This window comes from Streptomyces sp. NPDC127119 (assembly GCF_042677425.1).
Classification (GTDB): Bacteria; Actinomycetota; Actinomycetes; order Streptomycetales; family Streptomycetaceae; genus Streptomyces.
The window spans coordinates 31834-47605 of record NZ_JBHXTO010000031.1; the positions used below are offsets into that span (position 1 = coordinate 31834).

Sequence of the window (15772 nt, forward strand, 5' to 3'; positions counted from 1 at the left end):
GGCATGGGGCTGGTGGATGGGTACTGCTACAGGTAGTTGCAGGGTGAACCCCGTGCGCCCAGGCAACTATTCCGTTGCTTCGAGCCGCTAACGAATTCTTGACCTTCTCATTACATCTGGCCCCCGCCCGGCGAACATGTCCCCTCTCCTTCCATCTGACTGGAACGTGTTCTAGTCTTCCGCGGCGTCGGAACCGGTCCCGGACCCTGGGGAGAGCCATGAGGACGAAGGCGTACGTCGTCGGTGTGGGCATGACCAGGTTCGAGAAGCCGGAGACACGGGACTGGCAGTACTGGGACATGGTGCGGGAGGCGGGCACCGGCGCCCTCACCGACGCCGGGATCCCGTACGACGCGGTCGAGCAGGTCCCCGTCGGCCACTGCTTCCAGGCCTCCACGGCCGGACAGCGGGCCGCGTACGAACTCGGCCTGACCGGCGTGCCCGTCTACAACGTGAACAACAACTGCGCGACCGGCGCCACCGCGCTGATGCTCGCGCGGCAGTTCGTCCAGGGCGGCGCGAGCGACTGCGTACTGGCGCTGGGCTTCGAGAAGATGGCGCGCGGCGCGCTGGGCGGCGGGGCCGACGGGGGCGACTTCGCGACCTCACCCGTCGCCCGCCACTACGCCGTCATGGCGGCCCGGCACGGCTTCGAGATGACGCCGCCCACCGCCCAGATCTTCGGGAACGCGGCGCGCGAACACATGGAGAAGTACGGCACGACGGAGGCGCAGCTCGCGGCCGTGGGCGCCAAGAACCACCGGCACTCGGCGAACAACCCGTACGCGCAGTTCCAGGACGCGTACACGGTCGACGAGATCCTCGCCGCGCGGACCGTCCACTCCCCGCTGACCAAGCTCCAGTGCTCGCCCACCTCGGACGGGGCGGCGGCGGCCGTCGTCGTGTCGGAGCGATTCGTCGAGCGGCACGGGCTGGGGGAGCGGGCCGTGGAGATCGTCGCGCAGGCGATGACGACGGACACGGAGGAGTCGTTCGCGTCCGGGTCGTGCATCGACGTCGTCGGCCGGCCGATGTCACGGGCCGCCGCCCGGCAGGCGTACGAGAGTGCCGGGCTCGGCATCGACGACGTGGACGTCGTGGAACTGCACGACTGCTTCTCGATCAACGAACTGCTGACCTACGAGGCGCTCGGCATGTGCGCGCCCGGGGAGTCCGGCAAGCTCGTCGAGTCGGGCGCCACGACGTACGGCGGGCGGTGGGTCGTGAACCCCTCGGGCGGGCTCATCTCCAAGGGGCATCCTCTCGGGGCCACCGGCATCGCGCAGATCGCCGAGCTGACCTGGCAGCTGCGGGGCGAGGCGGGGGCCCGGCAGGTGGGGGACGCCCGCGTGGGGCTCGCGCACAACATCGGGCTCGGGGGTGCGGCGGTGGTGACACTCCTCAGACGCGCCTGACTCGTCTGCGGGTCCGCTGTGGCTGGCCGCGCAGTTCCCCGCGCCCCTGAAGGCAAGGGCGCGGCCCTGCATTTCCCTCGCGGGGGGCAGGCGCGTGTTGTCGGGTACGAGTGCGTCGTGGTTGCCCGCGCCGTTCCCCGCGCCCCTAAAAGCCAAAAGCCACAAGCCAAAAGCTGCGCCGGTCGCGTAGCCCCGAGGGTGAAGGCAGGGGCGCAGCCCCGCTTTCAGGGGCGCGGGGAACTGCGCGGCCGGCCCCCACTCACCCGCACCCGAAGACCCGCCCCCCGCCCCCCGCCCCCCGCCCCCCCGGGGGCCCCGCCCCCGCGGCACCCGTGCCAAAAGGACTACAGCCACCCCTGGTGGCGAGCCTCCCGCATCGCCTCCATGCGGTTGCGCGTCGCAGTCTTGCCGATCGCGGAGCTGAGATAGTTGCGCACGGTCGACTCCGACAGATGCAGCTTCGACGCGATGTCGGAGACCGTCGCACCGTCCACGGACGCCTTCAGCACGTCGCACTCACGCGCGGTGAGCGGGTTCGGCCCCGCCCCCAGCGCGGCCGCCGCGAGCGCCGGATCGATGACGGTCTCCCCGGTCAGCACCCGGCGAATCGCCTGCGCCAGTTCCTCCACGGGCCCGTCCTTGACGAGGAACCCCGCGGCACCCGCCTCCATCGCCCGCCGCAGGTATCCGGGCCGACCGAACGTCGTGAGGATCAGTACCCGGCAGTCGGGTGTCTCGTCCCGCAGCAGCGCGGCGGCGTCGAGCCCGCTGATGCCGGGCAGTTCGATGTCGAGCAGTGCGACATCGGGCCGGGACTCCAGGGCCGCTCCCACGATGGCGTCCCCCGTCCCGACCTGCGCCACCACTTCGATGTCGGGCTCCAGCCCGAGGAGCAGCGCCAACGCGCCCCGCATCATCCCCTGATCCTCGGCGAGCAGTACACGAATGGACTTGGCGGGCCGATGATCCCGGGGCATCTCGTTCACACCCCAACATTAGGCCGCCCCGGCTCCAGAGTTCAGGGGGCGCGGCCCCGCAAGGGGCGCGGGGAACTGCGCGATCAGCCCCCACGCACCCGCACCCGAAAGCCAACCCCCGGCCCCCTCAGGCGGCAGCCACCTCCACCGGAAGCTCCGCCGTCACCACGAACCCGCCCCGAACCCCGGGCCCCGCCTCCAGCAGACCCCCCGCCGCGGCAAGCCGCTCGGTCAGCCCTTTCAATCCGGTCCCGCCGATACCCGGCAGAACGGCCGGTGAGGCCCCCGTGGGCGCGGGCACACCCCCGCCGTCGTCCGACACCCGCACCCGAACCTGCTCCGACCCCCCGTCCACCGTGATCGAACAGCGGCGAGCGCCACTGTGCCGCACGGCGTTGGTGACGGCCTCCCGCACGACCCATCCCAGCAACGCCTCCGCCTGCGCGGACAACGGCGGCCCCGACTGCCGTACGACCGGTTCGATGCCCGCGGCCAGCAGTGCCGACCGCGCCCGGTCCAGGTCCGTGGCCAGGCTGCCTTCGCGATAGCCCGTGACCGCCTCACGGATCTCGGTGAGCGCCTGCCGGCCGACCGACTCGATGTCGGAGACCTGGACGAGCGCCGCGTCCAGGTCCCGGTGGGCGAGGCGCCGGGCCGCCTCCGACTTCACGACGATGACGGAGAGCGTGTGGCCGAGCAGGTCGTGCAGGTCGCGGGAGAAGCGCAGACGCTCCTTCTCGACGGCTTGGTGCGCCAACTCCTCGCGCGCGGCCCGCAGTTCACGTACGGCGTCGGACAGGGACAGGATCGCGGCGGTCACCATGGTGGACAGGAACGTGCCGTACGCGACGTTCACCGCGCCCCAGCCGTCCCGCAGCCCCGCCACGACACCGGCGAGCACGCTCAGTCCGATACCGGTCCTGCCGAGCCACGGTCCCCGGACGATCGCGCCCGCGGCGAGCCCGAGCAGCGGGAAGAAGAGGAGCCAGCTGCCCCCGTACAGCCCGCCGAGGAGGCAGGTCACCACGCCCAGTGCGATCAGCGCGCCCCGGGTGGAGCGGGCCTCGCGGGCCTCCTTGGTGAAGGCGCGGAACACCACTTGGATGTAGAGAGAGTTGAAGACGAGGAGTCCGATGCCGCCGATCCACGGGTTCGGGGTCCTGCCCTGGAAGAGGTTGGAGAACGCGCCCATTCCCATGAGGAGCCAGGGCAGCAGCGCGAACCCGCTGGGCGGCGGACCCAGATGCTCGGGGAGCCTCCCGGCCCTCTGCCCGGCCCTCTGCCCGGCCCGCTCCTGCCGCCGGGCGGCCGTCCGGCACCTGACGCTCCGCAACCAGGACATCTCCCCAGCTCCCGTTCCCGTACCCGTTTCCATTCAGACGGTCCGTGCGGTCCTGCGGTACGAGACCACAGCGTACGAGCCGAAGAGCAGCAGCCAGCCGGTCAGCACCAGCACGGCCGCGAGCGCGGGCGCCCGTCCGTCGGCGACGGCCGTACCGAGCTGCGCGAAGCGGTTCGTGGGTGTGTAGGACGACAGCGACCGCAGCCAACCGGGGAAGAGGGCCAGCGGGAACCACAGCCCGCCGACCACCGCGAGCGTCAGGTTGCACACCATGTTCACCACGCCGGTGGCCTGCGCGGTCAGCCGGTAGCCGTTGCCGAGTCCGAGCAGGGTGAAGGGGACCGAGCCGAGCCAGAGCGTCAGCGCGATCACCGCCCACTTCCAGGCGTCCAGCCGTACGCCGTTGACCAGGCCGCCCGCCGCGAGGACCGCCACGATCGCGGGCAGGACCGTCACCGCGCCCGTCAGCGCGCGCCCGGCGACCACCTGGCGCGGGCTCATCGGAGTGATCCGCAGCTGCCGCAGCCAGCCGACCGTGCGGTCCTCGGCGACCCCGCCGCCGGTGTTCAGGGCCGAGCCCATCGCCCCGTACGCGGCCATACCGATCATGGAGGCGGTCTTCCAGTCGCCGTCGGCGCCACCGCCGAGGTTCGTGAACAGCAGGTACATCACCACCGGCATCACGACCCCGCCGATCATGAAACCGACGTCGCGCAGCGTCCGGCGCACTTCGAGCCGCAGATAGTCGAGCATCATCACACCGTCTCCAGGGAAGCGGGCCGGGCCACCGTGGCGGAGGCTGAGGCCGAGGTCGGGGCGGAGGCCGTGGCGGAGGTCGGGGCGGTCAGGGCCAGGAACGCGTCGTCCAGTGAGGCCGGAGCGACCTCCAGGCCCCGTATCGCACCTCGTTCGGCCAGCGCGATCACCGTCGCGTCCGGGTCGTCGGTGCGCAGCCGGGCCCGGTCCCCGCGGATCTCCAGCGAGACCACGCCGGGCAGCAGCGACAGCCCGTCCGTACCGGCGCCCGCGAGGTCGAAGGCGACCAGGCTGCCGCCCGCGGCCCGCCTGAGCTGCTCGCCGGTGCCGTCGGCGACGATCCGCCCGTGGTCGACGACCACGATCCGGTCGGCGTTGGCGTCCGCCTCCTCCAGGTAGTGCGTGGAGAAGAGGACCGTGTGGCCGTGGCGCGCGTACGACCGCATCGAGTCCCAGAAGGCGTACCGGGCCTCCACGTCCAGTGCGGCGGTCGGTTCGTCGAGCACGATCAGCGCGGGGTTCCCGACGAGGGCGACCGCGAACCGCACCCGCTGGGTCTGGCCCCCGGAGAGCCGGTCGACGCGCCGCCCGGCCAGTTCGGTGATGCCCGCCAGCGCCAGGGCCTCCGCGACGGGCATCGGCGCGGGACAGGTACGGGCCACGAACCCGACCAGCTCACCCACCGTCACCCGCGGCACGGGCCGGCCGTCCTGCAGCATGGCACCGACCCGGCCTGCGCGTACGGCGTGCTCCGGAGCGGCGCCGAAGAGGCGGACGGTGCCCTCGTCGGGCTCGTCCAGGCCCAGCAGGAGGGAGATCGCGGTGGACTTGCCCGCGCCGTTGCGGCCGAGCAGCGCGACCGTCTCGCCGCGGGCGATCTCCAGGTCGACCCCGTCGACGGCCCGTACCGCACCGAAGGCCTTGACCGTCCCCGTCATCCGTACCGCCGCCGCGTTCGTCCCCGCCGCCGTCCCCGCCATCGTTCCCGTCCCCGTCCCCGTTTTCTTCATGGGTACGACGCTACGGAGGCGCGGGCCGGGCGCGGCAGATGCGCATGTACGGACTCGGGCAGGACAAATGTCACCGCCGGGGTGCTGCCGGGGCACTGCGGGGGTACTGCCAGGGCTCTGCCGGGGCCCGGGAGTGTGTGCGGCCCCGCCGCTATCTGACATGGCGTCAGGAGTCTTCACATGTGCCCGGGGCTCGGCTATACAGGGGATCGCCGGTACTGGAACGCGTTCTAGAACGGGCGGGTTCCAGGCCCCCGGCCCAGAGTCGACCTCGGTGCGGCCGACGGTGCGGACGGCCGCACCGAGGTCTTCCCGTGTTCTCCCGTGCCCGTACTTGTCCGCCCGTGTTCTCCGCGCGGCAGTCAGGAGCCCCATGCCCATCGACGTTGCCCAGGCCCTCGCGGCCGAGCCCCGGTCCGCCGGGATCGCCTGGGGTCACAAGGACGTCCAGCTCTACCACCTCGGCCTCGGCGCCGGCGCGAACCCCGACAGGGACACCCCCGCGACCGACCCCGACGAGCTGCGCTACACCCTGGAGTCCCGGCTGCACGTCCTGCCGAGCTTCGCGACCGTCGCGGGCGCGGGTTCCCCGGGAGTGATCAGCGGTCTCTCCATGCCGGGCGTCGACGTCAACCTCGCGCACGTCCTGCACGGCGGCCAGACCGTCACGCTGCACCGGCCGATCCCGGTCGCGGGCGACGCGGTCGCCACCGCCCGGATCGCCGCCGTGTACGACAAGGGCAAGGCCGCCATCCTCGTCGTACGCACCGAGGTCGCCGACGCGGACGGGCCGCTCTGGACCAACGACGCCCAGATCTTCGTACGCGGCGAAGGCGGATTCGGCGGCGACCGGGGCCCCTCCACACGCCCCGAACCGCCGACGGGCGCACCGGACCGGACCGTCGAACGCCCGATCCGCGCGGACCAGGCCCTCCTGTACCGGCTCTCCGGCGACTGGAACCCGCTGCACGCCGACCCCGAGTTCGCCAAGCTCGCCGGCTTCGACCGCCCGATCCTGCACGGACTGTGCACGTACGGGATGACGCTGAAGGCGGTCGTGGACACCGTGCTCGGCGGCGATGTCACCCGGGTCCGCTCCTGCGCCACGCGCTTCGCCGGAGTGGTGTACCCCGGCGAGACCCTGCGCGTCCGCATGTGGGAGGAGGACGGCCGGGTCCGGGTGACGGTGGGCGCGGCCGAACGCGACGACGCGCCCGTCCTCACCGACACCGTCGTCGCACACACCTGAGCGTCCCGAGGACGAGGGGCGCGTGTCGTACGTACGTTCCGCACGTTTCCGAGGGGAGCCGCACCATGCGCGCAGCCGTACTGCACGAGATCGGCCAGGACAAGCTGGAGATATTCGACGACGTCGAGGCGACGGGCTTCGGACCGGGCCGGGTACGCATCCGGGTGCGGGCCACCGGGCTGTGCCACTCGGACCTCTCGGCGATGGCCGGGGTGCTGCCGCAGCCCGCGCCCTTCATCCCCGGGCACGAAGGGGCCGGCGAGGTCCTGGAGGTCGGCGAGGGCGTCACGAACGTCAAGGCCGGCGACCGGGTCGTCGTCTGCTGGCTGCCCGCGTGCGGCGCGTGTCCCGCATGCAAGCGCGGCCAGACCGAACTGTGTCTCGCCGGATTCATGAACGCCGGCACGCCCAACTTCAAGCGCCCCGGCGGCGACGTGTTCGGCTTCGCGGGCACCGGGACCTTCACCGAGGAGGTCGTCGTCGACGCGGGCTGCGCCGTACCGATCCCGGACGACGTGCCCTTCGACATCGCCGCGCTCATCGGCTGCGGGGTCACCACCGGGCTCGGCGCCGCGCTCAACACCGCTGACGTGGAAGCCGGTTCGTCGGTCGCCGTCATCGGCTGCGGAGGCGTCGGCATCTCCGCGATCCAGGGCGCGCGGCTCCGGGGCGCCGCCGAGATCGTCGCCGTCGACCCCGTGCTCTCGCGCCGCGAGGCCGCGCTGAAGTTCGGCGCCACCAGGGCGGTATCGCCCGACGAACTCCCCGACGCCAAGCAGTCGGTGACCGCGGGCGAGGGCTTCGACTACGTCTTCGAGGTCGTCGGCCGCTCCGCCACCGCCCGCACGGCGTACGAGAACACCCGCCGCGGCGGCACGCTGGTCGTCGTCGGCGCGGGCGCCATGGACGACTTCCTCCAGCTCAACATGTTCGAGCTGTTCTTCGACGAGAAGCGGATCCTGCCCTCCATGTACGGCGGAGGGGACGTCCTGCGGTCGTACGAGCGGACCATCGCGCTGTGGCGCGCCGGACGCATCGACCTGGAGGGCCTGATCACGCACCGGGTGCCGCTCGGCGACATCAACGAGGCGCTCGACCAGATGCGTACGGGAGTTTCGCTGCGTACGTGCATCGAGATCTGACGCCGCCCCGCCCCGCCCCGAACCTCCGGTCACGGCCGGTCGAGCCGAAGGGACTTCCATGTCACTGCCACGTCTGCCGCACCCGCCACGTCCGCCGCTCGAGGGGCGGGTCGCGGTCGTCACGGGGGCCGGGCGCGGGCTCGGCCGGGCGGAGGCGCTGGAACTTGCCCGGCTGGGGGCCGCTGTCGTCGTCAACGACTACGGACAGCCCGGCCGGGACGGTTCCGGTGACGCGTCGGCCGGGCCCGCCGAGGAGGTCGCCGCGTCGATCCGGGCGGCGGGCGGCCGGGCGGTCGCGCACACCGGAGATGTGGCCGACCACGAACAGGCCCGGGAACTGGTGGAGTTGGCGATCGCGGAGTTCGGGCAGCTGGACATCCTCGTCAACAACGCGGGCATCCTGCGGGACCGGATGGTCTTCTCCATGACCGAGGACGAGTGGGACTCGGTGATCCGCGTCCATCTGAAGGGCCACTTCAACACCACCCACTTCGCGTCCGCGCACTGGCGGGCCCGGTCCAAGGCGGCGGACTCGCCGGTGTACGGGCGGATCGTGAACACCTCCTCGGAGGCGTTCCTCGCGGGCTCCGCGGGACAGCCCAACTACGCCGCGGCGAAGGGCGGGATCGTCGGACTGACGACCTCGACGGCGCTGGCGCTGTCCAAGTACGGCGTCACGGCGAACGTCATCTGCCCACGGGCCCGGACCCGTATGACGGCGGACGTCTTCGCGGGCTTCCAGCAGCCGGGGGAGCAGCCGATGGAGGAGTCGGGGCAGGGGCAGGATGCCGGGGGGCGGCGCGGTCCGCGCGACTCGCTCGGCTCGCTCGACGCACTCGATCCGCTCGCGCCCGAGCATGTCGCCCCGCTCGTCGGCTACTTGGCCTCGCCGGCCGCGGCACACGTCAACGGCCAGCTGCTCGTCGTGCACGGCGGGATGGTCGCCGTCGTCGAACGGCCGCGGGTGGCGGCGAAGTTCGACACCAAGCAGGACGCCTTCACCTACGACGAACTGGACGCGCTGCTCACGCCGCACTACGCGGACCGGCCGCGGGGGGAGACGTTCGCGGCGGCGGAGGTACTGGCCCTGAAGCACGAGTAGGCAAGGATCGTAGGCAAGGATTTTCGTGCCCCCATGCGGAACGGCCCCGCCCGACGAGTGTCGGACGGGGCCGTGTCGTCTCGCGGCCCGAGGTCTGGTCAGACCCCCGTGTCGTACTGCTCGGCCGGCCTGCGGTGCCGGCCACGGGGGATCGCCCCGTCCTCCTGTGCGGAGACGGGCCCCCGGTGCCGGCCCTGGCCACCGTCGTCGTCGGCCTGCGCCGACGTTCCCCGCAGGTCGGTGGCCGTCGTCTCCATGGTGTTCGTTTCGCTCATCTGGAATTCACCCCGTCAGCAAGATCCTTCGGTACAGCGCCGGAGATTCTAACGGTCGGTCGTGACCGGCCCGAGGGGTGGTGGGGGCTACTCGATGGTCACTTTGAGAGAACTCGGAGACGACCCGCCCCCGGCACCCACCCGAAGCCCCCGAAAGTCAGCCGGCGCCTCACAACTGACCCGCTCAACACGTAGCGGCTGCATCGGCTCGGGGGGTGTGGGGGGAGGGGTGTGGTGCGTACGGGGTGCAGGGGGCGTGGCCGCCGGGAAGGTCCCGGCCCCGTCCCCGGAAAGACCGGCACCGAGGCGGAGCCCGTCTCCGGCCCCGGAAGAACCGGCACCGAGGCGGAGCCCGTCACCGGTCCCCACGCCCGGGTCTCCGTCCGGCGTCCCACTGAGAACGCCCCCCGAAACCCTGCCCGGACTTCCCGCCCCCGCCAAGCCGAAAGCCCCGCCCGGGCCTCCGCCCGGCGTCCCGCCACTGCCCGGACTGCCTTGGGCCGCCGCGACCGGCTCCTCGTCCGTGGTCCCGATCACCCTGCCCGGATTTCCTTCGGCTGTCCTGCTGGGGACCTCGTCCGGCGTTCCGCTGGGGTTCTCGTCCGGCGTTCCGCCGCGGACCAGCCCCGTCACCCTGCCCGGACTTCCTCCGGTCGTCCCGCCGGGGACCTCGTCCGGTGTGCCGCCGGGGGCTGGGCCCGGAGCCGCACCGCGGCCTCCCTCGGGGGCCGTATCCGGGATTCGGCCCGGCATCCAGCTATCAGCGATGCCCGGCGCCCGGCCCTGACTTCCCTCCGGCGTTCCGCCAGGAGTCAGACCCGGGGCCGCACCACGAGCCCCGTCGGGGGCCCTGTCCGGGATTCGGTCCGGCACCCAGCCGTCAGCGATGCCCGGCGCCCGGCCCTGACTTCCCTCCGGCGTTCCGCCAGAAGCCAGGCCCGGGGCCTCGGCCGGCGCCCTGTCGCGGGCCACGCCTCGACCTACCTCGGGAGCCCTGCCGAGAGTGCGGCCGGGGGCGTCGTCCGGCGTGCTGCCCGGGTCTCCTTCGGCAGCTCTGAGGGAAGCTCCGCCCGGAGCCACAGGGGCTGCCGCGCCGCGAGCTAGTTCCGGAGCCGCGCCGCGACCGCCCTCCGGTGTCCAGTCGGGGATCTGGCCTTGGGTCGCGTCCGGCGTGCCGCCGAGTGCTCCACCTTGAGCCTCGCGGCGGGCTAGCTCTGGAGCCGCGGCTTGGCCGTTTGCGGGTGCCTGGTCGGGTGTCGTGCGCGGGGTGGCGTCGAGCGCTGCGTCGCGAGCTAGGTGTGCTGCTCTGCCGAGGTCTTCCTCCGGCTCCCAGCCGAGGGTCCTGTCTTGGGCCGCGTTCGGCGTTCCGCTCCGACTTTCTTCCGGCGTGCCATGGAGTGTTTCGCCCTGAGCCTCGGGGCGGGCTAGTTCTGGCGCCGCAGCTTGGCCGTTTGCCGGTGCCTGGTCGGAGGCCGTGCCCGGGGTGCCGTCGAGCGCCGTGTCGTGGGCTGCGCCCGGGGACGCGTTGCGAGCTAGGTGAGGCGCCCTGCCGCGGCCTGCTTCCGGCCCCCACTCGGGGGTCTTGTTCTGGGGCGTGTTCGGCGTCCTGCTTTGACTGCCTTCCGACGTTCCGCCGAATGCTCCGCCTTGAGCTTCGCGACGGACCAGTTCCGGAGCCGCAGCTTGGCCGTTCGCCGGTGCCCGGTCGGGAGTCGTGCCCGGAGTGCCTTCAAGCGCCGCGTCGCGAGCTACGCGCGGCGCCCCGCCGCGGCCTTCCTCCGGCCCCCAGTCGGAGGTCCCGCTCCGAGCCTCATCCGGCGTGCTGCCCCGATTTTCCTTCGGCGTGCCGCCGGGTGCTCCGCCCGCAGTCTCGCGGCGGGTTGGGTCCGGGTACGTGCCTTGGCCTGTCTCCGGCCCCCAGCCAGGGATCTCGCCCTGAGGCTCATCCGGCGTCCTGCCGCGGGCTGCGTCCCGTGTGCACTCGGGTGTTCCGCCGTGTGTCTCGCGGCGGGTTGGGCCCGGGGCCGTGCCTCGGCCTCCCTCCGGCCCCCAGCCGGGGATCCCGCCCATTGCCTCATCCGACGCCCCGCCGCGGGCTGCGTCCGGCGTTCCGCCAGGCGCTCCGCTCTGCGTCTCGCGGCGGACCGGGGCCGGACCCGCAGTCCGGCCTTCCGCCTGGCCCCAGCCGATAGTCCTGCCCGCGGTTCCGTTCCGTGCCCTGCCGTGAGCGGTGCCCGCAGGTGCGTTCTGAGGTTTCTCCGGAGCGCGATCCGGAGCCTCGCCCCGAGCCGTTCCCGGATTTGGCCTCCGGGGGGCCGGAGCCCCACCCGGGGCCCGGTACGGGGCCCCGCCCGGTCCTCGTCCCCGCCCCGCCGCCTGTGCCGCCCTGCGGCCCGCGAAGGCGTTGGCGAGGGCTTGGGCCGTCAAGGGGGCTTGTTGGAGCGGTACCGGGCGGGCCGCCCCCACGCCCGGTTTCGGTTCCGACGGCTCCTGGGGGGCCTCAGCCGTACCCGCCGCGTCACCCATCTCCGTCGATGCCTGGACCCGTGCCACCCCGCACGGCACCGCCCCCGTCGCGTAGGGCAGTTGAAGTACTCCGTCCCTGGTCCATCGGCCGGAGCCGGTGAGCCAGCCTTCCGGCGGGGGGAGCTGGTGGAGGTGGCGTTCCGTCGGGCGCCAGAGTCCCAGCCAGCTGCCCGAGCCACCGGCGCCGCCGTCGCCGTCGATCCGCAGCGCCACCCCGCAGCTCTCCGGCGTCAGCACCAGACCCGGCTGGATCGCGAACGGCGTGACCGTGCAGCCGGCCGGCTGGAGGCACTCCGGGAAGCGGACGGGCAGCGTGCTCCCCAGCACACCCCAGCCGAGCCGCTCCTGCCCGGGAGAGGGCGCGTCCGAGCGGATCAGGAGCAGCCCGCTGTCCGCGTCCGCGAGCAGCAGCCGGTCGTTGCTCTCCTCGGAGATCTGCAGCAGCGGCGACATCTCGCCCCCGCGTTCCAGGTCGACCACCACCGTCTTGGTCCTGCCCTGCGACTCCCGGTCCAGGGCGAGCAGCCGGTCCCCGCCGCCCAGCCACACCCCGCCCGAGCAGCGTCCCGGGATCTCCGCGAGGTGCTCGGGCCCGAACGCGCCGCCCGCCACCAGCCACACCGCGGTCGAACCCCGGCCCACGGCGAGCGCGTACGCCCGTGTGCCGCCCGGAGCCGGTGGCAGCAGTCGCAGCCCGGTGCCCGGCTCGGGGCACTCCACCGCGCCGAGCGGCACCTCGCCCGTCCCGGGACCCGTCGGGTACAGCAGGGAGAACGCGTGCCGCCCGTCGGTGAACCGGTGGATGAGCACCCGCCCGTCCGTCATCGGCAGCACCTCCGTACCGGGCTCCTCGGGCTGGTTGCCCGGCAGGGGCACGGCGTAGGGCTCAGGGCCGTCCAGCGTCCAGCGCTCCGGGAACCAGGACTCGCCGCTGCGGGCCAGCCGGGCCGCGTACGCCCCGTCGACGGTGATCACGCACCCTGCCCGCACGGCCCTTTCGTTCTCGGACGCCGCGGACTCGATCGCACAGGCCGCCATCGTTCGGTCACCTCCGGCGACGAAACTAGTTTTCGCACGCACAGACGTGGGACCTGCGGGCAGCCCCTTCACACATAAGAGTGGCCCCGTTCCGATTCACCTGAGGGAACGGGGGCGGGTGTGCTCGACGGGAGTGGAGGTGCTTATGGTTAGGGCTGCCTAAGTACGACCTGTGCCTCGGCTGAGTGATCACTGGAGTGTGTCTGATGCCCCCACGCCGCCGCGGCTCCGCCGCCGTCGCCCTCACCCTGGCCGCGGCGCTGTCCCTCGCCGCCTGTTCGTCGGGCGACGCGGACTCCGGTTCCGGCTCCGGGAAGTCCGACAACGGCAGCGGCAGCAAGTCCGTCGCCACGGGCGGTGAGGACTTCGCGAAGGCCGCCGTGGAGACGGCGAAGATGGGGACCACGGCCGGGGCGGGGGAATTCCCCCGCACGATCGAGCACGCCATGGGAGAGACGGAGCTGACGGCCGAGCCGAAGCGGGTCGTCGTCCTGGACGTCGGCGAGCTCGACAACGTCGTCTCCCTGGGCGTGCGGCCCGTCGGCTGGGCGCCCACCGAGGGCTCGGCCGGCATTCCCTCGTACCTGAAGAAGGACGCGGGCACCCCCAAGAACGTGGGCACGATCAACGCCCTCAACCTGGAGGCCATCGCGGCCCTCAAGCCCGATCTGATCCTCGGCAGCGAACTGCGCGCGGCCAAGCTCTACCCGCAGCTCTCCAAGATCGCGCCGACCGTGTTCTCCATCCGCCCGGGCTTCACCTGGAAGGAGAACTACCTCCTCAACGCCGCCGCGCTGGACAGGACCGCCGAGGCGAAGGACGAGATCGCGGCGTACGAGAAGAAGGCGAAGGCCCTCGGCGACGAGCTGGGCCCCGACAAGCCGACCGTCACCATGCTCCGGTATCTGCCGGGCATGATCCGCCTCTACGCGAAGGCGTCCTTCGTCGGCACGATCCTTCAGGACGTCGGCATCCCGCGGCCGAAGAACCAGCAGATCAACGACCTCGCGGCGGAGATCAGCCCCGAGAAGATCGACGAGGCGGACGCCGACTGGATCTTCACCGGCGTCTACGGCGACGCGAAGAAGACCGACCGCGCGAGCGCCGAGGACAACCCGCTCTGGAAGAAGCTCGGCGCGGTCGAGAAGGGGCAGGCCGAGGACGTACCCGACGAGACCTGGTACCTCGGCCTCGGCGTGACCGCGGCCGACGAGGTCCTCGACGACCTCAGGGACCACCTCGCCAAGTAGGCGGGGAACGCGTAGGGGCGTACGGTCGCGGCTGGTCGAGTCACCCGCGACCGGCAGGGCACGGACACAAGGCAGGTAGCCTTTTGTTCGTGCCCCGTCTGTCTGAAGCAATCGCCGCGCTCGACGCCCTCTGGCCCCCCGGGAGCGCGGAGGCATGGGACGCGGTCGGGACGGTCTGCGGAGACCCCGACCAGGAGGTCTCCCGTGTCCTGTTCGCCGTCGACCCGGTCCAGGAGATCGTGGACGAGGCGGTGAAGCTGGGCGCGGACCTGCTGGTCACCCACCATCCGCTCTATCTGCGCGGTACGACGACGGTGGCGGCCTCGACCTTCAAGGGCCGGGTCGTGCACACCCTCATCAAGAACGACATCGCGCTGCACGTCGCCCACACCAACGCCGACCGCGCCGACCCGGGGGTGAGCGACGCCCTCGCGGGCGCGCTGGACCTGCGGGTCGTACGCCCCCTGGTCCCGGACCCCGCCGACCCGGCGGGCCGCCGCGGCCTCGGCCGGGTCTGCGAACTGGACCACCCGGTCACCGTCCGCGAGTTCGCCGCACGCGCCGCCGAACGGCTGCCCGCCACCGCGCAGGGCATCCGGGTGGCCGGCGACCCGGACGCGCTCGTGCGGACCGTCGCGGTCAGCGGCGGCTCCGGCGACAGCCTCTTCGAGGACGTACGCGCCGCGGGCGTGGACGCCTTCCTCACCGCGGACCTGCGCCACCACCCGGCGTCCGAGGCCCGCGCCCACAGTCCTCTCGCGCTGCTCGACGCGGCGCACTGGGCCACCGAGTGGCCCTGGTGCGAGCTGGCCGCAGCCCAGCTCGACGAGATTTCCGACCGTCACGGCTGGGACCTGCGGGTCCATGTCTCGAAGACGGTCACCGATCCGTGGAACTCCCACTCCCCTTCACCTGGAGCCCCCAACTGAACGCCGCGCCCGCCGACCAGATCCGACTTCTCGACGTCCAGTCCCTCGACGCCCGCCTCCAGCAGCTCGCCCACAAGCGGCGTTCGCTGCCGGAGCACGACGAGATCGAGTCGCTGACCAAGGACCTCACGCAGCTGCGCGACCTGCTCGTCGCCGCCCAGACCGAGGAGAGCGACTGCTCCCGCGAGCAGACCAAGGCGGAACAGGACGTCGACCAGGTGCGCCAGCGCGCCTCGCGCGACCAGCAGCGGCTGGACTCCGGCGCCGTCACGTCCCCCAAGGACCTGGAGAACCTCCAGCGCGAGATCACCTCGCTGGCCAAGCGGCAGGGTGACCTTGAGGACGTCGTCCTGGAGATCATGGAGCGCCGCGAGTCCGCGCAGGAGCGGGTCGGCGAGCTGACCGGGCGGGTCTCGTCCGTACAGTCGAAGATCGACGACGCGACGAGCCGCCGGGACGCGTCCTACGAGTCCTTCGACGGCGAGAGCGCCACGCTGACCAAGGAGCGCGAGGTCGTGGCGGGTACCGTTCCCGCCGACCTCCTCAAGCTCTACGAGAAGCTCCGCGAGCAGCAGGGCGGCGTCGGCGCTGCCCGCCTCTACCAGCGCCGCTGCGAGGGCTGCCGCCTGGAGCTCAACATCACCGAGGTCAACGAGGTGAAGAAGGCGGCCCCGGACCAGGTCCTGCGCTGCGAGAACTGCCGCCGCATCCTGATCCGCACGTCGGAGTCGGGCCTGTAGGGCCCCGCGCCCGGGTCCGCG

12 protein-coding genes and 1 pseudogene are annotated in these 15772 nt (G+C 72.5%); 7 read left to right on the top strand and 6 right to left on the bottom strand.

Annotation, left to right across the window (positions count from 1 at the left end; genetic code table 11):
* The first annotated feature begins 218 nt into the window (after nucleotides 1-218).
* Entirely contained in the window at nucleotides 219-1415 is a 1197-nt protein-coding gene (locus ACFVH5_RS16585; RefSeq protein ID WP_385834401.1) for a lipid-transfer protein, read from the top strand.
* 344 nt (nucleotides 1416-1759) lie between these two features.
* Here the strand turns inward: ACFVH5_RS16585 and ACFVH5_RS16590 are convergent, their stop codons facing one another.
* From ACFVH5_RS16590 to ACFVH5_RS16605, 4 genes are all read right to left on the bottom strand, one after another.
* Nucleotides 1760-2392, bottom strand: a complete 633-nt coding sequence (locus ACFVH5_RS16590; protein WP_384812625.1) for a response regulator — start codon at nucleotides 2390-2392, stop codon at nucleotides 1760-1762.
* A gap of 127 nt (nucleotides 2393-2519) precedes the next feature.
* Nucleotides 2520-3734 (bottom strand): sensor histidine kinase, encoded by a 1215-nt coding sequence (locus ACFVH5_RS16595; RefSeq protein WP_385834402.1) that lies wholly within the window; start codon nucleotides 3732-3734, stop codon nucleotides 2520-2522.
* Nucleotides 3735-3767: 33 nt separating this feature from the next.
* Nucleotides 3768-4487, bottom strand: a complete 720-nt coding sequence (locus ACFVH5_RS16600; RefSeq protein WP_385834436.1) for an ABC transporter permease — start codon at nucleotides 4485-4487, stop codon at nucleotides 3768-3770.
* A gap of 2 nt (nucleotides 4488-4489) precedes the next feature.
* On the bottom strand, nucleotides 4490-5470 hold the full coding sequence (locus ACFVH5_RS16605) for an ABC transporter ATP-binding protein (protein WP_385834437.1): 981 nt from the start codon (nucleotides 5468-5470) through the stop codon (nucleotides 4490-4492).
* Between the two features lie 403 nt (nucleotides 5471-5873).
* Here ACFVH5_RS16605 and ACFVH5_RS16610 point away from each other — a divergent pair, with 403 nt between their 5' ends.
* The 3 genes from ACFVH5_RS16610 (at nucleotide 5874) to ACFVH5_RS16620 (ending at nucleotide 8993) form a co-directional block, all read left to right on the top strand.
* Nucleotides 5874-6749 carry a MaoC/PaaZ C-terminal domain-containing protein gene (locus tag ACFVH5_RS16610; RefSeq protein WP_385834403.1) on the top strand — a complete coding sequence of 292 codons (876 nt, stop codon included), beginning with the start codon at nucleotides 5874-5876 and terminating at the stop codon, nucleotides 6747-6749.
* Between the two features lie 65 nt (nucleotides 6750-6814).
* Nucleotides 6815-7891, top strand: coding sequence for a Zn-dependent alcohol dehydrogenase (locus ACFVH5_RS16615; RefSeq protein WP_384812547.1), 1077 nt, complete (start codon nucleotides 6815-6817; stop codon nucleotides 7889-7891).
* Nucleotides 7892-7949: 58 nt separating this feature from the next.
* Complete coding sequence (locus ACFVH5_RS16620) at nucleotides 7950-8993, top strand: 3-oxoacyl-ACP reductase (RefSeq protein WP_385834404.1); 1044 nt, start codon at nucleotides 7950-7952, stop codon at nucleotides 8991-8993.
* 98 nt (nucleotides 8994-9091) lie between these two features.
* Here ACFVH5_RS16620 and ACFVH5_RS16625 read toward each other — a convergent pair whose 3' ends face one another.
* Both ACFVH5_RS16625 and ACFVH5_RS16630 read right to left on the bottom strand, forming a co-directional pair.
* Nucleotides 9092-9268: a hypothetical protein gene (locus ACFVH5_RS16625; RefSeq protein ID WP_384812552.1), complete on the bottom strand. Its 177-nt coding sequence runs from the start codon at nucleotides 9266-9268 to the stop codon at nucleotides 9092-9094.
* 2424 nt (nucleotides 9269-11692) lie between these two features.
* Nucleotides 11693-12832 (bottom strand): annotated as a pseudogene (locus ACFVH5_RS16630) (hypothetical protein); the annotation flags it as partial.
* A gap of 206 nt (nucleotides 12833-13038) precedes the next feature.
* Here ACFVH5_RS16630 and ACFVH5_RS16635 point away from each other — a divergent pair.
* The 3 genes from ACFVH5_RS16635 to ACFVH5_RS16645 all read left to right on the top strand — a co-directional run bounded on the left by ACFVH5_RS16635 (nucleotide 13039) and on the right by ACFVH5_RS16645 (nucleotide 15751).
* Entirely contained in the window at nucleotides 13039-14082 is a 1044-nt protein-coding gene (locus ACFVH5_RS16635) for an ABC transporter substrate-binding protein (RefSeq protein ID WP_385834405.1), read from the top strand.
* Between the two features lie 89 nt (nucleotides 14083-14171).
* A complete protein-coding gene (locus ACFVH5_RS16640; protein ID WP_385834407.1) occupies nucleotides 14172-15011 on the top strand; it encodes a Nif3-like dinuclear metal center hexameric protein in 840 nt (279 codons plus the stop codon).
* A complete protein-coding gene (locus ACFVH5_RS16645) occupies nucleotides 15008-15751 on the top strand; it encodes a zinc ribbon domain-containing protein (protein ID WP_384812631.1) in 744 nt (247 codons plus the stop codon). The genes ACFVH5_RS16640 and ACFVH5_RS16645 overlap by 4 nt, the downstream gene beginning before the upstream one ends.
* The last annotated feature ends 21 nt before the right edge of the window (nucleotides 15752-15772 follow it).

What these genes read in the sequence shown, in the direction of transcription:
- ACFVH5_RS16620 (WP_385834404.1), top strand. Translation starts at nt 7,950, where the DNA reads ATGTCACTGCCACGTCTGCCGCACCCGCCACGTCCGCCGCTCGAGGGG.
- ACFVH5_RS16595 (WP_385834402.1), bottom strand. Translation starts at nt 3,734, where the DNA reads ATGTCCTGGTTGCGGAGCGTCAGGTGCCGGACGGCCGCCCGGCGGCAG.
- ACFVH5_RS16615 (WP_384812547.1), top strand. Translation starts at nt 6,815, where the DNA reads ATGCGCGCAGCCGTACTGCACGAGATCGGCCAGGACAAGCTGGAGATA.
- ACFVH5_RS16605 (WP_385834437.1), bottom strand. Translation starts at nt 5,470, where the DNA reads ATGGCGGGGACGGCGGCGGGGACGAACGCGGCGGCGGTACGGATGACG.
- ACFVH5_RS16585 (WP_385834401.1), top strand. Translation starts at nt 219, where the DNA reads ATGAGGACGAAGGCGTACGTCGTCGGTGTGGGCATGACCAGGTTCGAG.
- ACFVH5_RS16610 (WP_385834403.1), top strand. Translation starts at nt 5,874, where the DNA reads ATGCCCATCGACGTTGCCCAGGCCCTCGCGGCCGAGCCCCGGTCCGCC.
- ACFVH5_RS16635 (WP_385834405.1), top strand. Translation starts at nt 13,039, where the DNA reads ATGCCCCCACGCCGCCGCGGCTCCGCCGCCGTCGCCCTCACCCTGGCC.
- ACFVH5_RS16590 (WP_384812625.1), bottom strand. Translation starts at nt 2,392, where the DNA reads ATGCCCCGGGATCATCGGCCCGCCAAGTCCATTCGTGTACTGCTCGCC.
- ACFVH5_RS16625 (WP_384812552.1), bottom strand. Translation starts at nt 9,268, where the DNA reads ATGAGCGAAACGAACACCATGGAGACGACGGCCACCGACCTGCGGGGA.
- ACFVH5_RS16600 (WP_385834436.1), bottom strand. Translation starts at nt 4,487, where the DNA reads ATGCTCGACTATCTGCGGCTCGAAGTGCGCCGGACGCTGCGCGACGTC.